13 protein-coding genes are annotated in these 17,087 nt (G+C 74.2%); 8 read left to right on the top strand and 5 right to left on the bottom strand.

The annotated features are described in order from the left end of the window. Window positions 1-7: 7 nt before the first annotated feature. A complete protein-coding gene (locus DT076_RS04445) occupies window positions 8-1,693 on the top strand; it encodes a DUF2207 family protein (protein WP_147264048.1) in 1,686 nt (561 codons plus the stop codon). A gap of 58 nt (window positions 1,694-1,751) precedes the next feature. Further along, window positions 1,752-4,229, top strand: coding sequence for a glycoside hydrolase family 2 protein (locus DT076_RS04440; RefSeq protein ID WP_114125438.1), 2,478 nt, complete (start codon window positions 1,752-1,754; stop codon window positions 4,227-4,229). Here DT076_RS04440 and DT076_RS04435 read toward each other — a convergent pair. Together DT076_RS04435 and DT076_RS04430 are read right to left on the bottom strand one after the other, a co-directional pair. Further along, window positions 4,195-4,626 carry a hypothetical protein gene (locus DT076_RS04435; RefSeq protein ID WP_147264047.1) on the bottom strand — a complete coding sequence of 144 codons (432 nt, stop codon included), beginning with the start codon at window positions 4,624-4,626 and terminating at the stop codon, window positions 4,195-4,197. The two genes, DT076_RS04440 and DT076_RS04435, sit on opposite strands and share 35 nt — an antisense overlap. A 76-nt stretch (window positions 4,627-4,702) precedes the next feature. Next, window positions 4,703-5,608 (bottom strand): phytanoyl-CoA dioxygenase family protein, encoded by a 906-nt coding sequence (locus DT076_RS04430; RefSeq protein WP_114125436.1) that lies wholly within the window; start codon window positions 5,606-5,608, stop codon window positions 4,703-4,705. A gap of 89 nt (window positions 5,609-5,697) precedes the next feature. Here DT076_RS04430 and DT076_RS04425 point away from each other — a divergent pair, with 89 nt between their 5' ends. Beyond that, complete coding sequence (locus DT076_RS04425; RefSeq protein WP_114125435.1) at window positions 5,698-6,600, top strand: helix-turn-helix transcriptional regulator; 903 nt, start codon at window positions 5,698-5,700, stop codon at window positions 6,598-6,600. A 7-nt stretch (window positions 6,601-6,607) separates the two neighbouring features. Here the strand turns inward: DT076_RS04425 and DT076_RS04420 are convergent, their stop codons facing one another. Then, window positions 6,608-8,050, bottom strand: coding sequence for a glycine hydroxymethyltransferase (locus DT076_RS04420; RefSeq protein ID WP_114125434.1), 1,443 nt, complete (start codon window positions 8,048-8,050; stop codon window positions 6,608-6,610). A 155-nt stretch (window positions 8,051-8,205) separates the two neighbouring features. On the opposite strand from DT076_RS04420, the gene DT076_RS04415 reads away from it, so the two are divergent. Together DT076_RS04415 and DT076_RS04410 are read left to right on the top strand one after the other, a co-directional pair. Next, the gene (locus DT076_RS04415) at window positions 8,206-8,997 is read left to right on the top strand and encodes a sulfite exporter TauE/SafE family protein (RefSeq protein ID WP_114125433.1); all 792 of its coding nucleotides are present in this window, start codon (window positions 8,206-8,208) and stop codon (window positions 8,995-8,997) included. 49 nt (window positions 8,998-9,046) lie between these two features. Next, window positions 9,047-9,760 (top strand): GntR family transcriptional regulator, encoded by a 714-nt coding sequence (locus DT076_RS04410; protein ID WP_158548038.1) that lies wholly within the window; start codon window positions 9,047-9,049, stop codon window positions 9,758-9,760. 18 nt (window positions 9,761-9,778) lie between these two features. On the opposite strand, the gene DT076_RS04405 is transcribed toward DT076_RS04410, so the two are convergent. Together DT076_RS04405 and yczR are read right to left on the bottom strand one after the other, a co-directional pair. Next, window positions 9,779-12,133 carry a beta-N-acetylglucosaminidase domain-containing protein gene (locus DT076_RS04405; protein WP_199538957.1) on the bottom strand — a complete coding sequence of 785 codons (2,355 nt, stop codon included), beginning with the start codon at window positions 12,131-12,133 and terminating at the stop codon, window positions 9,779-9,781. A 76-nt stretch (window positions 12,134-12,209) separates the two neighbouring features. Beyond that, a complete protein-coding gene (yczR, locus tag DT076_RS04400) occupies window positions 12,210-13,652 on the bottom strand; it encodes a MocR-like transcription factor YczR (RefSeq protein WP_199538956.1) in 1,443 nt (480 codons plus the stop codon). Between the two features lie 61 nt (window positions 13,653-13,713). Between yczR and yczE the strand changes: the two genes are divergently transcribed. Genes yczE through DT076_RS04385 form a run of 3 tightly spaced genes read left to right on the top strand, consistent with a single transcriptional unit; the run spans window position 13,714 to window position 17,070 of the window. After that, entirely contained in the window at window positions 13,714-14,379 is a 666-nt protein-coding gene (yczE, locus tag DT076_RS04395) for a membrane protein YczE (RefSeq protein ID WP_114125430.1), read from the top strand. A 49-nt stretch (window positions 14,380-14,428) separates the two neighbouring features. Further along, window positions 14,429-15,400 (top strand): TIGR03885 family FMN-dependent LLM class oxidoreductase, encoded by a 972-nt coding sequence (locus DT076_RS04390; RefSeq protein ID WP_114125653.1) that lies wholly within the window; start codon window positions 14,429-14,431, stop codon window positions 15,398-15,400. 2 nt (window positions 15,401-15,402) lie between these two features. Next, on the top strand, window positions 15,403-17,070 hold the full coding sequence (locus DT076_RS04385; protein WP_114125429.1) for an alpha-amylase family protein: 1,668 nt from the start codon (window positions 15,403-15,405) through the stop codon (window positions 17,068-17,070). The last annotated feature ends 17 nt before the right edge of the window (window positions 17,071-17,087 follow it).

Here is a 17,087-nt window from a genome sequence, read left to right as displayed (position 1 = left end):
GGCACCCGTGACCCGACCCCTGTCCCGAGCGGTCCTGATGGGTCTGCTGGCCCTGGTGCTCGCGGCGGTCGCCGTGCCGGCGCGGGCGGAGGGGAACGCCTCCCTGCTCGACATCCAGGTCGAGCTCGAGCGCTCCGGCGTGGCCCGCGTGACCCAGACGCTCACCTTCGACGGCGAGGTGCCGGAGGAGATCACCCAGCGGATCGCGGTGCGCGAGAACGTCCTGGGCGACCGCGAGCACGTCTACGAGGTCACCGACGTCCGGGTCGAGGCCGACCAGCCGCTCACCCCCGAGGTGGAGCAGGGCGCCGACGCGGTCACCGTCACCGTCCCCACCGCGGGCGTCAGCGGGCCGGTCAGCATCAGCTACAGCGTCAGCGGCGCCACCTTCGCCTCGCCGGAGGGCACCCAGTTCCGCTGGCGGGTGCTGCAGGGGCTGTCGGTCAGCGTCTCGGAGGTGACCGGGGAGGTCACGCTGCCCGGCCTGCCCACCGACTTCCAGTGCCGTTCGGGCGCCCCGGACGCCGCCAACCCCGGGGTCTGCCGGTTCTCCGCGGCCGGCACCGACGACAACCCGGTGCCGGTCTTCGGCGACGGCGCGCGCGGCCAGGGCGAGATGGTCGAGCTGCTGCTCACCGTCCCCGCCGGGGTGGTCGAGGTGACCTCGGTGGAGAACCGCCGCTGGACCCTGGGTGGTGCCTTCTCGGTCGACCCGCTGCCGCTCGGGCTGGCCCTCGGCGTGCTGGTGCTCGGCGGCCTGGCGATCTTCCTGCTGCACCGCCGCGCCGGCCGCGACGCCGCCCCGGGCCGACCCATCCGGGTGGCCGAGTTCCGCCCGGTGGCCGAGGGCCGCTCGGAGTTCTCGGTGCTGGCCGCGGTCCGGCCCGGCCAGGTCGGCACCGTCGTGGACGAGCGGGTCGACCCGATCGACGTCACCGCCAGCCTGATCGACCTGGCCGTCCGCGGCCACCTGCGCATCATCGAGCTGCCTCGCGCCGACGAGTTCGCCCGCACCGACTGGAAGCTCGTCCGCCGCTCCGACGGCGACCCGTCGCAGCTGGCCGGGTGGGAGCAGCGGCTGCTGGATGCGCTCACGCCGCCCGAGGGTCGTGACGGGCTGCTGGTCTCCGAGATCGGCCCGGCCATCGCCGCCCACATCGCCGACGTGCAGTCCGCGCTCTACGACGACGTCGTCCGCAACGGCTGGTTCGAGCGCCGCCCCGACAGCACCCGCAACCGCTGGGGCACCATCGGCACCGTGGCGCTGGTGGTGGCCGTGGTGGCCACCGGGCTGCTGGTCGCGCTGACCACCTTCGGCCTGCTCGGGCTGGCGCTGCTCGCCGTCGCCCTCGGCCTGGTCTTCGTGGGCCAGGAGATGCCCGCGCGGACGACCGCCGGCTCCAGCCTGCTGGCCGGGCTGGACGCGCTGCGCGCCGAGCTGCTGACCCACCCCACCGAGGAGATGCCGCCGGGGCGGGAGCTGCACGAGCTGTCGGAGGTGCTGCCCTACGCCATCGTGCTGGGCGGGAGGGACCGGTGGATCGATGCCATCGTCACCGCCGACGACGACGAGCACGCCGACCCGACCGACCTCGCCTGGTACCACGGCCCCGACCGCTGGCACCTGCACCACCTGCCCGAGTCGTTGAAGAACTTCATCTCGGCCACCTCGGGCAACCTCTTCGCCCGCTGAGCCACCCCGCCCCGGCCGGCACCGACGCCGACGGGGCCCTGTCCCGGAGGACCCGCTGATGAGTCTGGTCGTCGTCCCGCTGAGCACCGGCTGGAGCGTGCAGCCCGTCGCCGGTCCGGTGCCGGCCGAGGTCGCCGCGGCCGGCCCGGTGCCGGCCACCGTCCCCGGCAGCGTGCACACCGACCTGCTGGCCGCCGGGCTGGTGCCCGAGCCGTTCGAGGACGCGCACGAGCGCCTGCTCGGCTGGGTGGGGTTGTGCACCTGGCGCTACCGCACCACGGTGGAGGAGCTGCCGGCCGGGGACCGGGTCACCCTGGTGGCCCACGGTCTGGACACGGTGGCGCGGGTCGAGGTGGACGGCGAGGTGGTGCTGGAGTCGCGCGACATGCACCGGACCTTCGGCGTCGACCTCACCGGACGGGTCCGGGTCGGCAGCACGCTGGAGGTCACCTTCGCCTCCGCGGTCCGCGAGGCCGACCGGGCCAGCCTGGAGCTCGGCGCCCGCCCGCACACCAACCACCACCCCTACAACGCGCTGCGCAAGATGGCGTGCGGGTTCGGGTGGGACTGGGGCCCGGACTTCGCCTCCTGCGGCATCTGGCGTCCGCTCGAGCTGCACGGCTGGAGCACCGCCCGGCTGGACGGCGTCCGCCCGCACGCGCTGGTCGACGACGCCGACCACGGCACCCTGCAGGTGCACGCCGAGGTCGCCGGCGAGCGGGAGGGGCTGCGGCTGCGGGCCCGGCTGGACGGCCGCACCGAGACCGTCGACGTCCCCGCCGACGGTCCCGCCGCCCTCGAGCTCGACGCCGGCACGGTGCGGCGGTGGTGGCCGCGCGGGCACGGCGAGCAGGCCCGCTACGAGGTCACGGTCGAGCTGCTCGACGCCGCCGGGACGGTGCTCGACCGCTGGGACGGCGCGGTGGGCTTCCGCACCGTGCAGACCGAGACCGCGCCCGACGCCGACGGCACCCCGTTCACGCTGGTCGTCAACGGCCGTCCGGTGTTCGTCAAGGGCGTCAACTGGATCCCCGACGACGCCTTCCCGCACCGGGTGGACCGGGCCCGGCTGGCCACCATCCTGGACGCCGCCGAGGACGCCGGGGTGAACCTGCTGCGGGTCTGGGGCGGTGGGCTGTACGAGTCCGACGACTTCTACGCCGAGTGCGACCGCCGCGGGCTGATGGTGTGGCAGGACTTCCTCTTCGCCTGCGCCGCCTACGCCGAGGAGGAGCCGCTGCGCAGCGAGGTGGAGGCCGAGGTGCGCGACAACGTCACCCGGCTGGTCGGCCACCCCAGCCTGGTGCTGTGGAACGGCAACAACGAGAACCTCTGGGGCTTCGAGGACTGGGAGTGGCAGGAGCGGCTGGATGGTCGCACCTGGGGTGCCGGCTACTACCACGAGCTGCTGCCCGCGCTGCTGGCCGAGCTCGACCCGCACCGGCCCTACACCCCCGGCAGCCCGTTCACCCCGCAGGGCTCCGCCTCGGCCACCGGCCACCCCAACGACCCGGCGCACGGCACCGTGCACGTCTGGGACGTCTGGAACGCCCGCGACTGGAGCGCCTATCGCGGGTACCGGCCGCGGTTCGTGGCCGAGTGGGGCTGGCAGGCCCCGCCGACCTGGGCCACGCTGACCGGCAGCGTGCACGACGACCCGCTCACCCCGGTCTCCCCGGGCATGCAGGTGCACCAGAAGGCGGCCGAAGGTGATCGCAAGCTCACCCGCGGCCTGGTGCCGCACCTGCGGGTGCCCGACGACATGGAGGACTGGCACTGGGCGATGCAGCTCAACCAGGCCTTCGCGCTGCGGGCGGGGCTGGAGCACTTCCGCTCGCAGTGGCCGCGGTGCGCCGGCAGCGTGTACTGGCAGCTCAACGACTGCTGGCCGGTGACCTCGTGGGCCGTGGTCGACGGGGAGAACCGACGCAAACCCGCCTTCTTCGCCCTCCGCCGGGCCCACGCCGACCGGCTGGTGGTGCTCGCCCTCGACCCGGCCGGCACCGACGACGGGCCCGAGGTGCGGCTGGTCAACGACACCGACGAGCCGTGGGTGGACGAGCTCGTCCTCAGCCGGCGGCGGCTGGTCGGTGACGTGCTGGCCGAGCACCGCGAGCCGGTGCGGGTCGCCCCGCGGCAGACGCTCGCCGTCGCCGTGCCGGCGGCGGTGGCCACGGCCGGGGAGGCGCGCGAGGAGCTGGTGCTGGCCGCCGTCGGCGCCGTGCGCACCAGCAGCCTGCTGGTCGAGGACCGCGACAGCGCCCTGCGTCGACCCGAGCTGGACGCCCGGCTGGAGCGCACCGACGACGGCTACCGGCTGGAGGTGACCGCCCGCGTCCTGGTCAAGGACCTGACGCTGCTGGTCGACAAGGTCGACCCGGCCGCCGTGGTCGACGACGGCCTGGTGACCCTGTTGCCGGGGGAGAGCGCGACCTTCGTCGTCCGCTCGGCCGCCGAGCCCGACCTGGAGCGGCTGACCGCGCCCGGGGTGCTGCGCAGCGTCAACCAGCTGGTGGCCGGGCCGGGTCACCGGTGAGCACCCGCACCTCGAGCACGTAGCCGAAGAGCTCGTCCTCCTCCGTCGTCGCGGGCGCGGGCGGCTCCGAGCCGTCCGTCCCGGCGGCGTCGGTGCGCTGCAGCCGCAGGTCGTCGTCCGGGCCGCGCACCTCGGCGGTGCTCAGCACCTCCACGGCCACCAGACGGCTGTGGTGCGGGCCGTGCAGCCCCCCGTAGACGACCCAGTCGGCCCGCTCTTCCGGGGCCGGCTCGTCCCAGCGGATCAGGTCTGAGTCCGGGACGCCGGTGCGCCCGACGAGCTGGGCGAGCGCGGGCTCGTGCCAGGCGGTGAGGCTGGCCTGCAGCCGGGTGCCGGGCCGCACGGTGCGGCGGTAGCACTCGACCTCCCAGCGGGCCGTGCAGATCTGGAGCTCCATGTCCATCCCTCACCAGGGTCGTACGGGCAGATCACCCCAGTCCACCACGGGAGCCGAGGCGGCTGGCAGCGGGGGGTCAGCGGTCGCACCCGCCGTCGCGGTCGGGCCGGGTGTGGGGCCGGGTGAGGTCCACGGTGCCCTTCCAGGCGTAGGGGTCCTCACCGGCCACCAGGACGATGTCGCGCCAGTCGTGCTTGGCGATGTGCACCCCCTGCGGCGGCGCCTGCCAGGGCAGCAGGGACTCCGCGCTCATGTAGTGGTTGGTCAGCGCCCGGCGGTAGCCGTGCCGCCCGGAGTTGCGCAACGAGCGGTGCAGCAGGTAGCCGTTGAAGACCACCGCCTCGCCCGCCACGAGCTCGACCGGTACGGCGTCGGACTCCTCGTAGGGGAAGTCGTAGAGCTCGACCGAGCAGTCGAAGTCGGGGTCGTCGTGCTCCCGGTCGGGGTAGATGACACCGCGTCGGTGCGAGCCGGGCAGCACCCACAGGCAGCCGTTCTCCACCGTGGCGTCGTCCAGCGCGATCCACACCGCGGTGAGCGAGCGGTCCCGGGTCGGGATGAAGAACTCGTCCTGGTGCCAGGCCTGGCCCGGCTTGCCCTCGGACTTGATGAACAGCATCGACTGCATCGCCTTGACGTTGGGCCCGATCACCGCGGTGAGGAAGTCGACGATCCGCGGCTCGGTGAGCGCGTCCATCGCCACGTCGGAGACCTTGTGCGGGTGGTGGATGCAGAGGAAGCGGCGCAGCAGGTCCTCGTCGCTCTCACCCGGGCGCCGCGGGTCGGAGCCCGCGATCTGCCCGCGCTCGCCGGCGCACAGCTCGACCGCCTCCGCGGTCAGGGCCTCGACCTGGGCCGGGGTGAGGGCACCGGCGACGACGCCGAAGCCGTGCTGGTCGAAGTGGTGGACGAAGTCCTCACCGGCCGTGTCGAAGCGGCGCAGGGCGCCGGAGGTCGCAGCGGGGGCGGTGGCGGTGGTCATCGGTTCTCCTCGTCGAGATCGGGTCGCTGCCATCGTGGTCGGTGGGACCGGTGCTTGACCATGTCGTGGTGCCGGAGGAACATGTCAGGATGTCATCTGCCGCGACGCTCCGGCTGCCGCGGGTGCGGGTCGCCACCGGGACTCGGGTGGCGCGCTACCGGCCCGGTGCGGTGTTCGGGCCGCGACGGCTCGCCGACTTCGAGCTGACCTGGCTGCTCACCGGCTCGGCGCGGCTGCGCTACCAGGCCCGGGACGAGCCGCTGCGGACGGTGCCGCTGCGTCCGGGGCTGCTCAACCTCTCCCGGGAGGGCACGGTCGACTGCTACCTCTGGGACGAGCAGACCCCGTCCACGCATGCCTACCTGCACTTCGACCTGGTCGACCCCGGCACGCTGCCCCCGCCCGCGCGGTGGCCCGCGGTGCGCGACCTCACCGTCAGCCCGGTGCTCGGCGGGCTGTGCCAGCACCTGCTCGACCTGGGCAGCACCGAGGACGCGGCCGCCCAGGAGGCCACCGGGGACGCCCTGGCCCTGCTGCTCGACATCTTCGTCCGCCCGGGGCCGGGGACGGGGGAGGGCGCACCGGCCTGGCTCGAGGGCCTGGTCGACTCCGTCGCCGTCCGCTGGGCCGACACCGGGATCTGCCGGATCACCACCGACCAGCTGGCCGAGGCGGTCGGGGTGTCGCGGGGCTACCTCACCGCCCTGGTGTCACGGCAGTTCGGCTGCGGCCCGGCCCAGCTGGTCGAGCTGGTCCGGCTGGCGCACGGCGCGGTCGCGCTGCACCGCAGCAACGCCACCGTGGAGGAGGTGGCGCGGAGCTGCGGCTACGCGACGCCGTTCCACTTCTCCCACCGGTTCCGCCACGTCTACGGGATGCCGCCCGGACGGTTCCGCCGCACCGAGCCGCGTCCCGACCCCTACGGGCCGGTCCGCGAGCACGGGCTGCTGCCGGTGGCCCGGCGGCTGCTCCAGGTGTCGACGATCGGCTGAGGCCGGCTCAGAGCTCCAGACCGGGGTAGAGCGGGTTGGCCTCCAGCAGCTCCGCGATCCGGGCGCGGGTGCGCTCGGCCACCCCGTCGGCCAGCACGTACTTCGCCTTGCCGGGCTGGCCCGTGCTGGCGGTCGCCGGGGTGGTGGCCGACAGCACCCCGGTGATGAGGTCGGCCACCACGTCGAAGTCGGCGGCGTCGAAGCCGCGCGAGGTGAGGGCGGGGGTGCCGAGGCGGACCCCGGAGGTGTACCACGCCCCGTTCGGGTCGGCGGGCACGGCGTTGCGGTTGGTGACCACGCCCGCCTCGAGCAGGGCCGACTCGGCCTGGCGGCCGGTGAGGCCGTAGCTGGAGACGTCGATGAGCACCAGGTGGTTGTCGGTGCCGTCGGTGACGAGCTTCGCCCCGCGGCGCATCAGCCCCTCGGCCAGCGCCTTGGCGTTGTCGGCGACCTGGGCGGCGTACGTGCGGAACGCGGGCTGACGGGCCTCGGCCAGCGCGACGGCCTTGGCCGCCATCATGTGCGACAGCGGGCCGCCGAGCACCATCGGGCAGCCGCGGTCGACGCTGGGGGCGTACTCCTCGGTCGCCAGCACCAGACCGCCCCGCGGACCGCGCAGCGACTTGTGGGTGGTGGTGGTGACGACGTGGGCGTGCGGCACCGGGTCCTCGTCGCCGGTGAACACCTTGCCGGCCACCAGACCGGCGAAGTGGGCCATGTCGACCATGAAGGTGGCGCCCACCTCGTCGGCGATCTCGCGCATCCGGGCGAAGTCGATCCGGCGCGGGTAGGCGGAGTAGCCGGCGATGAGGATGAGCGGCTTGAACTCCCGGGCCGCCGCGGCCACCTGGTCGTAGTCGACCCGGCCGGTGGTGGGGTCGGTGCCGTAGGAGCGCTGGTGGAACATCTTGCCCGAGATGTTGGGCCGGAAGCCGTGGGTGAGGTGGCCGCCGGCGTCCAGCGACATGCCGAGCATCCGCTGCTCCCCGAACTTGCGGCGCAGCGTCTCCCAGGCGTCCTCGGACAGCTCGTTGACCTGCCGGACGCCCGCCTCGGCCAGCTCGGGCTGCTCGATGCGGTGGGCCAGGATCGCCCAGAACGCCACCAGGTTGGCGTCGATGCCGGAGTGCGGCTGGGCGTAGGCGTACTCGGCGCCGAACAGCTCGCGGGCGTGCTCGGTGGCCACCGACTCCACGGTGTCGACGTTCTGGCAGCCGGCGTAGAAGCGGTGCCCGACGGTGCCCTCGGCGTACTTGTCGCTGAGCCAGTTGCCCATGGTCAGCAGCACCGCGGGGGAGGCGTAGTTCTCCGAGGCGATGAGCTTGAGCGAGGCGCGCTGGTCGGTGAGCTCGCTGCGGATCGCGCCGGCGATGCGGGGCTCGACCGACTCCACCACCTGCAGGGTGGCGCGGTAGGCGTCGTTGACGGCGGGGGTCTGCGGATCGGTCACCGGATCTCCTGGTCGTGGGCGCGGACCCGTCGGAGCACGGGCCCGGTCAATCTACCGGCTGCGACGCGCGCCCGGCACGGTCGTGGACGCCGCCGGCAGGGCGGTCGGGCACTGTGTAGCGTGCCCGCCATGGTCCGCCCCCTCGCCGTGCGCTGATGCCCGTGGAGCAGCTGCTGGCCGACCTGCTGGGTCGCGACCTCACCGGCACCGATGCCGTCCTCGCCGCCGCCGTGCTGCTGCTGGCGGCCTTCGGCGTCGGCTTCGCCAAGACCGCCATCGGTGGCCTGGGCACCGTGGCCGTGGCGCTGTTCGCCTTCGTGCTGCCGGCCCGGGAGTCCACCGCGGCGCTGCTGCTGGTGCTGCTGGTCGGCGACGTCATCGCCGTCACCCGCTACCGCAAGCACGTCGACTGGGCGCTGATCCGCGGGCTGCTGCCGGGCCTGCTGCCGGGGCTGCTCGTCGGCACCGGCCTGCTGGCCCTGCTCAGCGACGACGTCGTGCAGCGGGGGATCGGCATCATCGTGCTGCTGCTGGTGGGCCTGCAGCTGTGGCTGCGCCGCCGGGGCGCCGCACCCGCCGAGCCGCGGCCCTGGTCGTGGCCGGCCCGCCTGGGGGTGGGCACCGCCGCCGGCACCACCACCATGGTGGCCAACGCCGGCGGACCGGTGATGACGCTCTACCTGCTCGGCCAGGGCGTGCCCAAGCACCGTTTCGTCGGCACCAACGCCTGGTTCTTCTTCGGGCTCAACCTGTGCAAGGTGCCGTTCAGCATCGGCCTGGGGCTGATGGAGCCCCGCCACGTGCTGCTGGCGCTGGTGCTGGCGCCCGCGGTCGGGCTGGGGGCCTGGCTCGGGATCAGCGTGATCAACCGGATCCGCCAGCAGGCCTTCGAGCTGGCCGTGCTCGGGGCGGCGGCGCTCAGCGCGGTCGCCCTGGTGCTCACGTGACCGGCGGGTGCGACCCCGCCGTGCGCGGCGATGGGGCACGATGACGATCATGACCAGCCGACCCCCCGGCCTGTCCAAGCACGAGGCCATCCGCGACTCCTTGCGCCAGATGGTCCTCGCCATGACTCCCGGCACCGCGCTGCCCGCCGAGCGGGAGCTGGCCGAACGCTGGGGGGTGGCCCGGATGACGGTGCGCCAGGCCATCGCCGCGCTGGCCCGGGAGGGGCTGATCCGCTCGGTGCAGGGGCGGGGCAACCTGCGGGCGGCCGAGCACGTGCAGCTGCGGGTCCGGCTCGGCTCCTTCGCCGACGCGCTGCGCGAGCAGCACCTCGACCCGGTGACCCGGTTGCTGGAGTTCACCCGCGAGCCCGAGCCGCTGGCCGCGGTGGCGGCTTTCCTCGAGCTGGGCGAGGAGCCGGTCTGGCGGCTGCGCCGGCTGCGGCTCGGCGACGAGGTCCCGCTGGCCCTGGAGCGCACCTGGCTGCCGGTGGCGCTGCTGCCCGACCTCACCGAGGAGCAGCTGCGAGGCAGCCTGTACGGGCTGCTGGAGGCGCGCTCGCTGCGTCCCGACGAGGGCGAGGAGAGCGTGGTGGCCGACCTGCCCGACGCCGAGGAGGCGCGGCTGCTCGACATCTCACCCACCCGCCCGGTGGTCCGGCTGACCCGTCGCGGCCGGGCCGGTGGGCGTCCGGTGGAGTACGCCGAGGCCGTGCTGCCGGCCGACCGCTACGAGCTGTGGTTCCCGCTGGAACGCACCCGCTGAGCGGTCGGCCGGACCGCCTCAGCGGGCGGTGTAGACGCCCAGCTCGTACAGCGAGTAGCCCCAGTCGCCGACCCGCTGCACGCCCTGCATCCGCACGAACCGCACCGGCTCGCTGCCGTCGAGCTCGAGCACGTCCAGCGCGCAGGTGCTGTCGGTGACGTCGCGGACCGTCGTCCAGGTCTGCCCGTCGGTCGAGGTCTGCAACGTGTAGGCCTCGGCGCAGGCGGCCTCCCAGTGCAGCGTGACGGCGCTGACCACGGTCGGCTCGGCGAGCTCCACCTGCACCCACTCGGTGTCGGTGTAGCCCGAGGCCCAGCGGGTGTTGAGGTCGCCGTCGTTGACGAAGCGGACGTCGAGGCGGTCGAGGTCCTGCTCCACGCTGGAGGCGGTGGCGGTGCCGGCGGGGGCCACGTTCCCGGCCTCGCCCAGCTCCCACAGCTGCAGGGTCAGCGCGGCCTCGACCAGGAACCGGTCGAGCACCCCGTCGGCGATCTTCACCGGGGCCCGTCCCCACCGGTTGTCCGGCGGGTCGACCAGCACCGCGGCGGCCTGCTGCTGCTCCTGCGTCGAGCGCTCCGCCAGCGCGGCGGCCGCGTCGGCGTCCCCGGCCAGCCGGGCGTCCAGGGCGTCGAGCATGGTCAGCGTCGCCGCGGCCCACCGCTCGGTGGCGGTCAGCCAGGGGGCGGCGTCGGAGACGAACATCGGGTCGACCACGCCGGCGCGGATGGTCTGCGGGGCGGCGGCCATCTCCTCGGCACGGACCCGCAGGTCGGCCACCGCGGCGGCCCGCTCGCCGGCGTCCCAGCGCTGCCAGAACCGCTCGACGTGCTGCTGCAGCACCGGGGCCTGCGGCTGCCACGGGTCGCCGAAGCTGGGGGCGAGGTGGTTGAGGTCGCCGAAGAGCAGCAGCGCCTCGACGGTCGCGGGGTCGTCCCCGGCCAGGTGGCGCATGGCCTGCTCCCAGCTGGTGGCCGGGTCGTAGTCGCGGTCGTTCCAGGTGAAGTCGAAGATCCCGAACACGGCCACCTTGCTGGCCGAGGCCTGGTTCATCGGGTTGGAGACGATGCCGACCAGGTGCTCCGAGAGCCCCGCCTCGCGCTCGGCGTAGGGGGCCAGCAGCAGCCGTCCGCTGGACTGGCCGTAGTCGTTGACGGGGTAGTTGTCCCACAGGAACACCTGTCCGCCGAAGGCCGCGTCGGCGGCGTCGGCCTGCTCCACGGTGACCTCGGGCGGCACGACGCCCTCACCGGTCCACATCACCACGACGTCCTCGTCGAGGGTGCGCAGCGCGGCCTTGTAGGGCGAGTCCACGGTGTCGTAGTACTCGGTCGGCACCATCTGCAGCGGGTGGGCGCCCTCGTGCGTCTCGATGAACTCGGTCTGGATCCGGTTGAGCAGCTCGGTCTGGGCCCGTCCGGCGGCACCCGGGCCCGCCGCGCCGAACTCCTCCTCGTCGGCCGCGCAGTTCCACTGCCCGTAGGCGATGTCGTCCAGCGGCACCGAGAAGGCCCGGACGCCGATGTCGTACATCTCCTGCAGCTTGGCCACCAGTGCCCGGTAGTCGTCCTCGCTGGAGTAGCAGACGGTGTTGCCGGGGGAGAGGGCGAAGGTGAACCGGACGTGGTGGTCGGTGGCGGCCCCGACCAGCTCGCGCAGCCCGGCCAGCTGCTCGGCGGGGTAGGGCTCGCGCCAGCGCTCGCGGTGGTAGGGGTCGTCCTTGGGGGCGTAGATGTAGGTGTTGGCCTTGAGGTCACCGTGGAAGGCCATCTGGTCCAGCCGCTCCGCCGGGGTCCACGGCTCGCCGTAGAAGCCCTCGATGGTGCCGCGCAGCGGCATGGAGGGGAAGTCGCTGACCGCGACGCCGGCGATCCGGGCCCGTCCGCGCTCCGGCTCGATGAGCTGGCGCAGGGTCTGCACGGCGTAGTACTGACCGGCCCCGTCGACCCCGCCGAGGGCGACCGTCGGTCCGCCGCGCGGGCTGACCCGCAGCGCGTAGCCCTCGGCCTGCTCGGGCACCGCGACGTCGCCGAGGGCGGCGGCCACGTCGGGCCGGTCGGCGTCGCCGAGCAGGAAGGTGGTGCCGCCCCGCCGCGGGTCGGGGCCCACGTCGACGGTGACGTCGGCCTGCTGCAGCACCTCCACCAGCAGGTCGCGGGCGGCCGGGTCGGTGCCGGCGTCGGTGACCACCCGGGCGCGCGGGGTGAGCACCAGGTCGCGGCCCTCCCGGGTCATCTGCTGCGGCGTCGGCGAGACCACCGGCAGCTCGGGGACGGCGGCGGCCGGGGCGGCCGGCGGCGTCCAGGCGAGCACCAGCGCGGCGACCAGGCCGGTGGCGGTGAGGGTGGCGGTCGGGAGCAGCCGACGTCGTCGCACGGGGGGACCTCCGGGGTGGGGGTGGGGTGTGGTCTAGACGACAGCGTGGACGGTCATCAGACGACCGTCAAGGGTCCTAGGCGATCAGTGGGACGTCCGCGGCGTCGGTCCCGGCCGTCCCGCGCGCCTCCGCCCAGGCCCGCGCGAGCCGCGGCGCCACCTCGGCCAGCTGCTCGACCGGCAGGCAGTGAGGCAGCCGGAGGCGGCGGTCGTGACCACCGCCGGGGGCGAACCGGGGCCCGGCGGCGAGCGCGACGCCGTGGCGGTGGGCGGCGCGGACCAGCACGGTGGACGACCCGCCCGGCAGCTCGCACCACAGCGCCATCCCACCGCCGGGGACGGTGCAGCGCCAGTCCGGCAGGTGCTCGGCCAGTCCGGCCAGCAGCACGTCGCGGCCCTCGCGCAGCCGCGCCCGCTGCACCGTGAGCACCTCCTCGGCCCGGCCCAGCAGGTCGGCGACCACCAGCTGCTCCAGCACCGGCGCGCCCAGGTCGAGGCGGAGCCGGGTGCTCGCCAGCTCAGCCAGGCGGGCATCGGGGGCGCGCAGCCAGCCGACCCGCAGCCCGCCCCAGAAGCTCTTGCTGGCGCTGCCCACGGTGATCGCGTCGGGCACCCAGGCCGCGAGCGGGGCGGGGACCTCGGCGCCGTCCAGCGCCAGCTCGACCAGCGACTCGTCGACCACCGGCACCACCCGGCCGGTGCGCAGCACCCGGCCGACCTGCTCGCGCTGGTCGGGGTCCATCAGCAGCCCGGTCGGGTTGTGGAAGTCGGGGATCAGGTAGGCCGCTCGCGGCCCGACCTGGCGCACCAGCGCCGCCAGGCCCTCGACGTCCCACTCCGCCCCGGGCTGGTCGGGGCGCAGCGGGTGCGGCACCACCCGGGCCAGACCGTCGAGGGTGGCGATCGCGTTGGGATAGCTCGGGCTCTCCAGCACCACCCGGTCGCTGCGGCCGAGCAGTGTCGCACCGGCCACGGCGACCGCCGACAGCGCGCCGGTGGTGACGACCACCTGGTCGGGGCTGGTGGGAAGACCGCGGCGGGTGAACCGCTCGGCCACCGCGGCCCGCAGCACCGGCAGCCCGCTGGGGTAGTAGCCGGTGCCGGGCAGGTAGGCCCCGAGTCCGTCCAGGGCGCGGCTGTAGGCCTCGGCGACGCCGGCCGGGGCCAGCGGGGCGGTGCAGGTGAGGTCGAGGGCGACGTCGTCGACCCCGGCCGGGGTCAGCAGGTGGTCGACCCGCCCACCCGGGACGTCGGGCACCCGGGTGACGCTGCCCGAGCCGCGCCGGGTCACCAGGTAGCCCTGGGAGCGCAGCTCGGCGTAGGCGCGGGTGACCGTGGTGCGGCTCAGCCCCACCGCGCCGGTCAGCTCGCGCTCGCTGGGCAGCCGGGTGCCCACGGGCAGCCGGCCGTCCTCGACCGAGCGGCGCACCGCGGCGGCCAGTGAGCGGTAGGCCGGCGCCGGCCACGGCCCCGATCCGACGAGGGTGGCCACCCGCGGGGCGGAGATGCTGCGGTGCACGAGGCCAGTCTGTGCCAACTGGCTATTTTCGGCAAGGCCAGTGGCGAGTTGGATGGGTGCCATGACGTCCCCCTCCGCCGTCCTGGTCGACCTCGGCCCGCTGCAGCAGCTGCGCGCCGGACGGCTGCCGCGCCGGCTCACCCAGCTGGGTCTCGGCCTCGTGGTGTACGGCCTCTCCCTCGCCCTGATCATCCGCGGGGCGCTCGGGTCCGCGCCCTGGGACGTCCTGCACCAGGGCGTGGCGGGCCGGACGCCGCTCAGCCTCGGCACCGTCATCGTCGTCGTCTCGGTGCTGGTGCTGCTGGCCTGGGTGCCGCTGCGGCAGCGGCCAGGGCTGGGGACGGTCGCGAACGCGCTGCTGGTGGGGGTCGCCACCGACGTCTTCCTGGCCCTGCTCGGACCGCTGGACGGGCTGCTGCCGCGGGTGCTGGCGCTGCTCGGCGGCGTGCTGCTCAACGGCCTGGCCACCGCCGCCTACCTCGGCGCCCAGTTCGGGCCCGGGCCGCGGGACGGGCTGATGACCGGGCTGGCCCGGCGCACCGGCCGCTCGGTCCGGTCGGTGCGGACCGCGCTGGAGGTGACCGTGGTGCTCCTCGGGTGGCTGCTCGGCGGCACGCTGGGGCTCGGCACCGTGCTGTACGCGCTGGCCATCGGTCCGCTGACCCAGGCGGCGCTGCCCTGGTTCACCGTGCGGCTCGACCCGTCCGCCCGCGGCACCGGCGGCTGAACCCGCCCCCGGGTACCGCTCCCAGGGCCGGTGCGGTGGGATGGGCGCCATGACCCGGTTCGGCTTCCACGCCTCGCACGAGCAGATCGCCCCGCGCCAGCTGCTGGCCGACGTCCAGCACGCCGAACACGCCGGCTTCCAGATGGCGATGTGCTCCGACCACCTGGCGCCGTGGAGCGAGCGGCAGGGGCACTCCGGCTATGCCTGGTCCTGGCTGGGTGCCGCGCTCGCCACCACGGGGCTCACCTTCGGCACCGTCTGCGCCCCCGGCGTCCGGTACCACCCGGCGGTGGTGGCGCAGAAGGTCGCCACCCTGGGTCAGATGTTCCCCGGACGGTTCTGGGTCGCCCTCGGCAGCGGCCAGGCCGCCAACGAGCACGTCACCGGGCAGCGCTGGCCCGCCAAGGACGTCCGCGACCGGCGTCGTGACGAGTGCGTGGACATCATCCGCCGGCTGCTCGCCGGGGAGGAGGTCAGCGCCGACGGCCTGGTCACCGTCGACCGGGCCCGGGTGTGGGAGCGGGCCGAGCCGACGCCGCTGCTCGTCGCGCCCGTCGTCTCGGCCGAGTCCGCCACCCGCGTCGCCCGCTGGGCCGAGGGGATGATCACCCTCAACCAGCCGGTCGAGACGCTGCGGACACTGCTGGAGCGCTACCGCGAGGCGGGCGGGCGCGGGCGCACCTCGCTGCAGGTCCACCTGTCGTGGGCCGGGACCGAGGAGGAGGCCGAGCGGTTGGCCGTGGAGCAGTGGCGCACCAACGTCTTCACCGAGCCCGTCAACTGGGACACCGAGACCCCGGCCGCCTTCGACACGATGGCCGAGCACGTCGGCGCCGGCTCGGTGCGGGAGGTGGTGCGGGTCTCGGCCTCCACCGACCAGCACGTGCAGTGGCTGGGGGAGTACGCCGAGCTGGGCTTCGACGACATCTACCTGCACCACGTCGGGCAGAGCCAGGAGCGCTTCCTCGATGTGTTCGGCGAGCGCGTGCTGCCCCAGCTGACCACGACCGGGGAGGGCTGAGCATGCGGATCACCGACACCTCCGACCAGTGGTGGAAGAGCGCGATCATCTACTGCCTCGACGTCGAGACGTTCCTCGACGCCGACGGCGACGGGATCGGCGACCTGCAGGGGCTGGCGCAGCGGATCGACTACCTGGCCGAGCTCGGCATCACCTGCCTGTGGCTGATGCCGATCTACCCCAGCCCCGACCGCGACGACGGCTACGACGTCACCGACTTCTACGGCGTCGACCGCCGGCTGGGCGACTACGGCCGGCTGGTCGAGGTGGTCCGGACCGCCCACGACCGCGGCATCCGGGTGGTCGTCGACCTGCTGATCAACCACACCTCCGACCAGCACCCCTGGTTCGTCTCGGCCCGACGGGGACCCGACAGCCCGTTCCGCGACTACTACGTGTGGCGCGACACCGAGCCGCCGGACACCGCCAAGCAGGTCGTCTTCCCCGACGCCGAGGAGTCGATCTGGACGCGCGACGAGCAGAGCGGGCACTGGTACCTGCACCACTTCTACGCCCACCAGCCCGACCTCAACGTGGCCAACCCGGCCGTGGTGGACGAGCTGCTGCGCACCATCGGCTTCTGGCTGGAGCTCGGCATCGACGGGTTCCGGGTGGACGCGGTGCCGTTCTTCGTCGAGGACATCGAGACCACCGGGCACCCCACCGGCGACCCGCACGAGGTGCTGCGCACCATGCGGGCCTTCCTCGGCCGGCGCAAGGGCGACGCGGTGCTGCTCGGCGAGGTGAACCTGCCGCACGAGCAGCAGCGGGAGTACTTCGGCGGCGAGGCCGGCGACGAGCTGCAGATGATGTTCGACTTCATCACCATGCAGCGCACCTACCTCGCGCTGGCCCGGGCCGATGCCGGCCCGCTGGTGGAGGCGCTCACCGCCCGTCCCGCGCTGCCGCCGGGCTGCCAGTGGGCCACGTTCCTGCGCAACCACGACGAGCTCACCCTCGACAAGCTCACCGAGGAGGAGCGGCAGGAGGTCTTCGCCGCCTTCGGCCCCGAGCCGGAGATGCAGGTCTACGGTCGCGGGCTGAAGCGCCGGCTGCCGCCGATGCTGGACGGCGACCCGCGCCGGGTGCGGCTGGCCTACAGCCTGATGTTCTCCCTGCCCGGCACCCCGACGCTCTTCTACGGCGAGGAGATCGGCATGGGGGAGGACCTGGCCGCGCACGGGCGGATGGCGGTGCGTACCCCGATGCAGTGGTCCGACGGCGCCAACGGCGGGTTCTCCACCGCACCGGCCGAGCAGCTGGTGCAGGCGGTCGTCGCCGACGGCTACGGCCCGCGGTTCGTCAACGCCGCCGCCCAGCTGCACGACCCGGACTCGCTGCTCTCCTTCGTCAAGGCGCTGATCTCGGTGCGGCGCAGCTGCCCCGAGCTGGGCTGGGGGACGCTGGAGGTGGTGCCGACCGAGCACCCGGCGGTGCTGGTGCACCGCTGCGACCTCGACGACTCGTCCGTCCTCGCCGTGCACAACCTGTCGGCCGACCCGGTCACCGTGCCGGTGCGGCTGGGCGGCACCGAGGACGAGCACCGCATCATCGACCTGCTCAGCCACGAGGTGGTCTCGCCCGAGGGCGAAGAGCTCGAGATGGCGCTGGCCGGCTACGGCCACCGCTGGCTACGCCTCTGCCGAGGCGCGCTGCTGTCGCTGCCCTGAGGCGGCGGCGGTCGCCC

Origin of the sequence: Desertihabitans brevis, assembly GCF_003327535.1 — a bacterium.
GTDB lineage: Bacteria > Actinomycetota > Actinomycetes > Propionibacteriales > Propionibacteriaceae > Desertihabitans > Desertihabitans brevis.
This window is presented reverse-complemented; position numbering and strand designations above follow the sequence as displayed.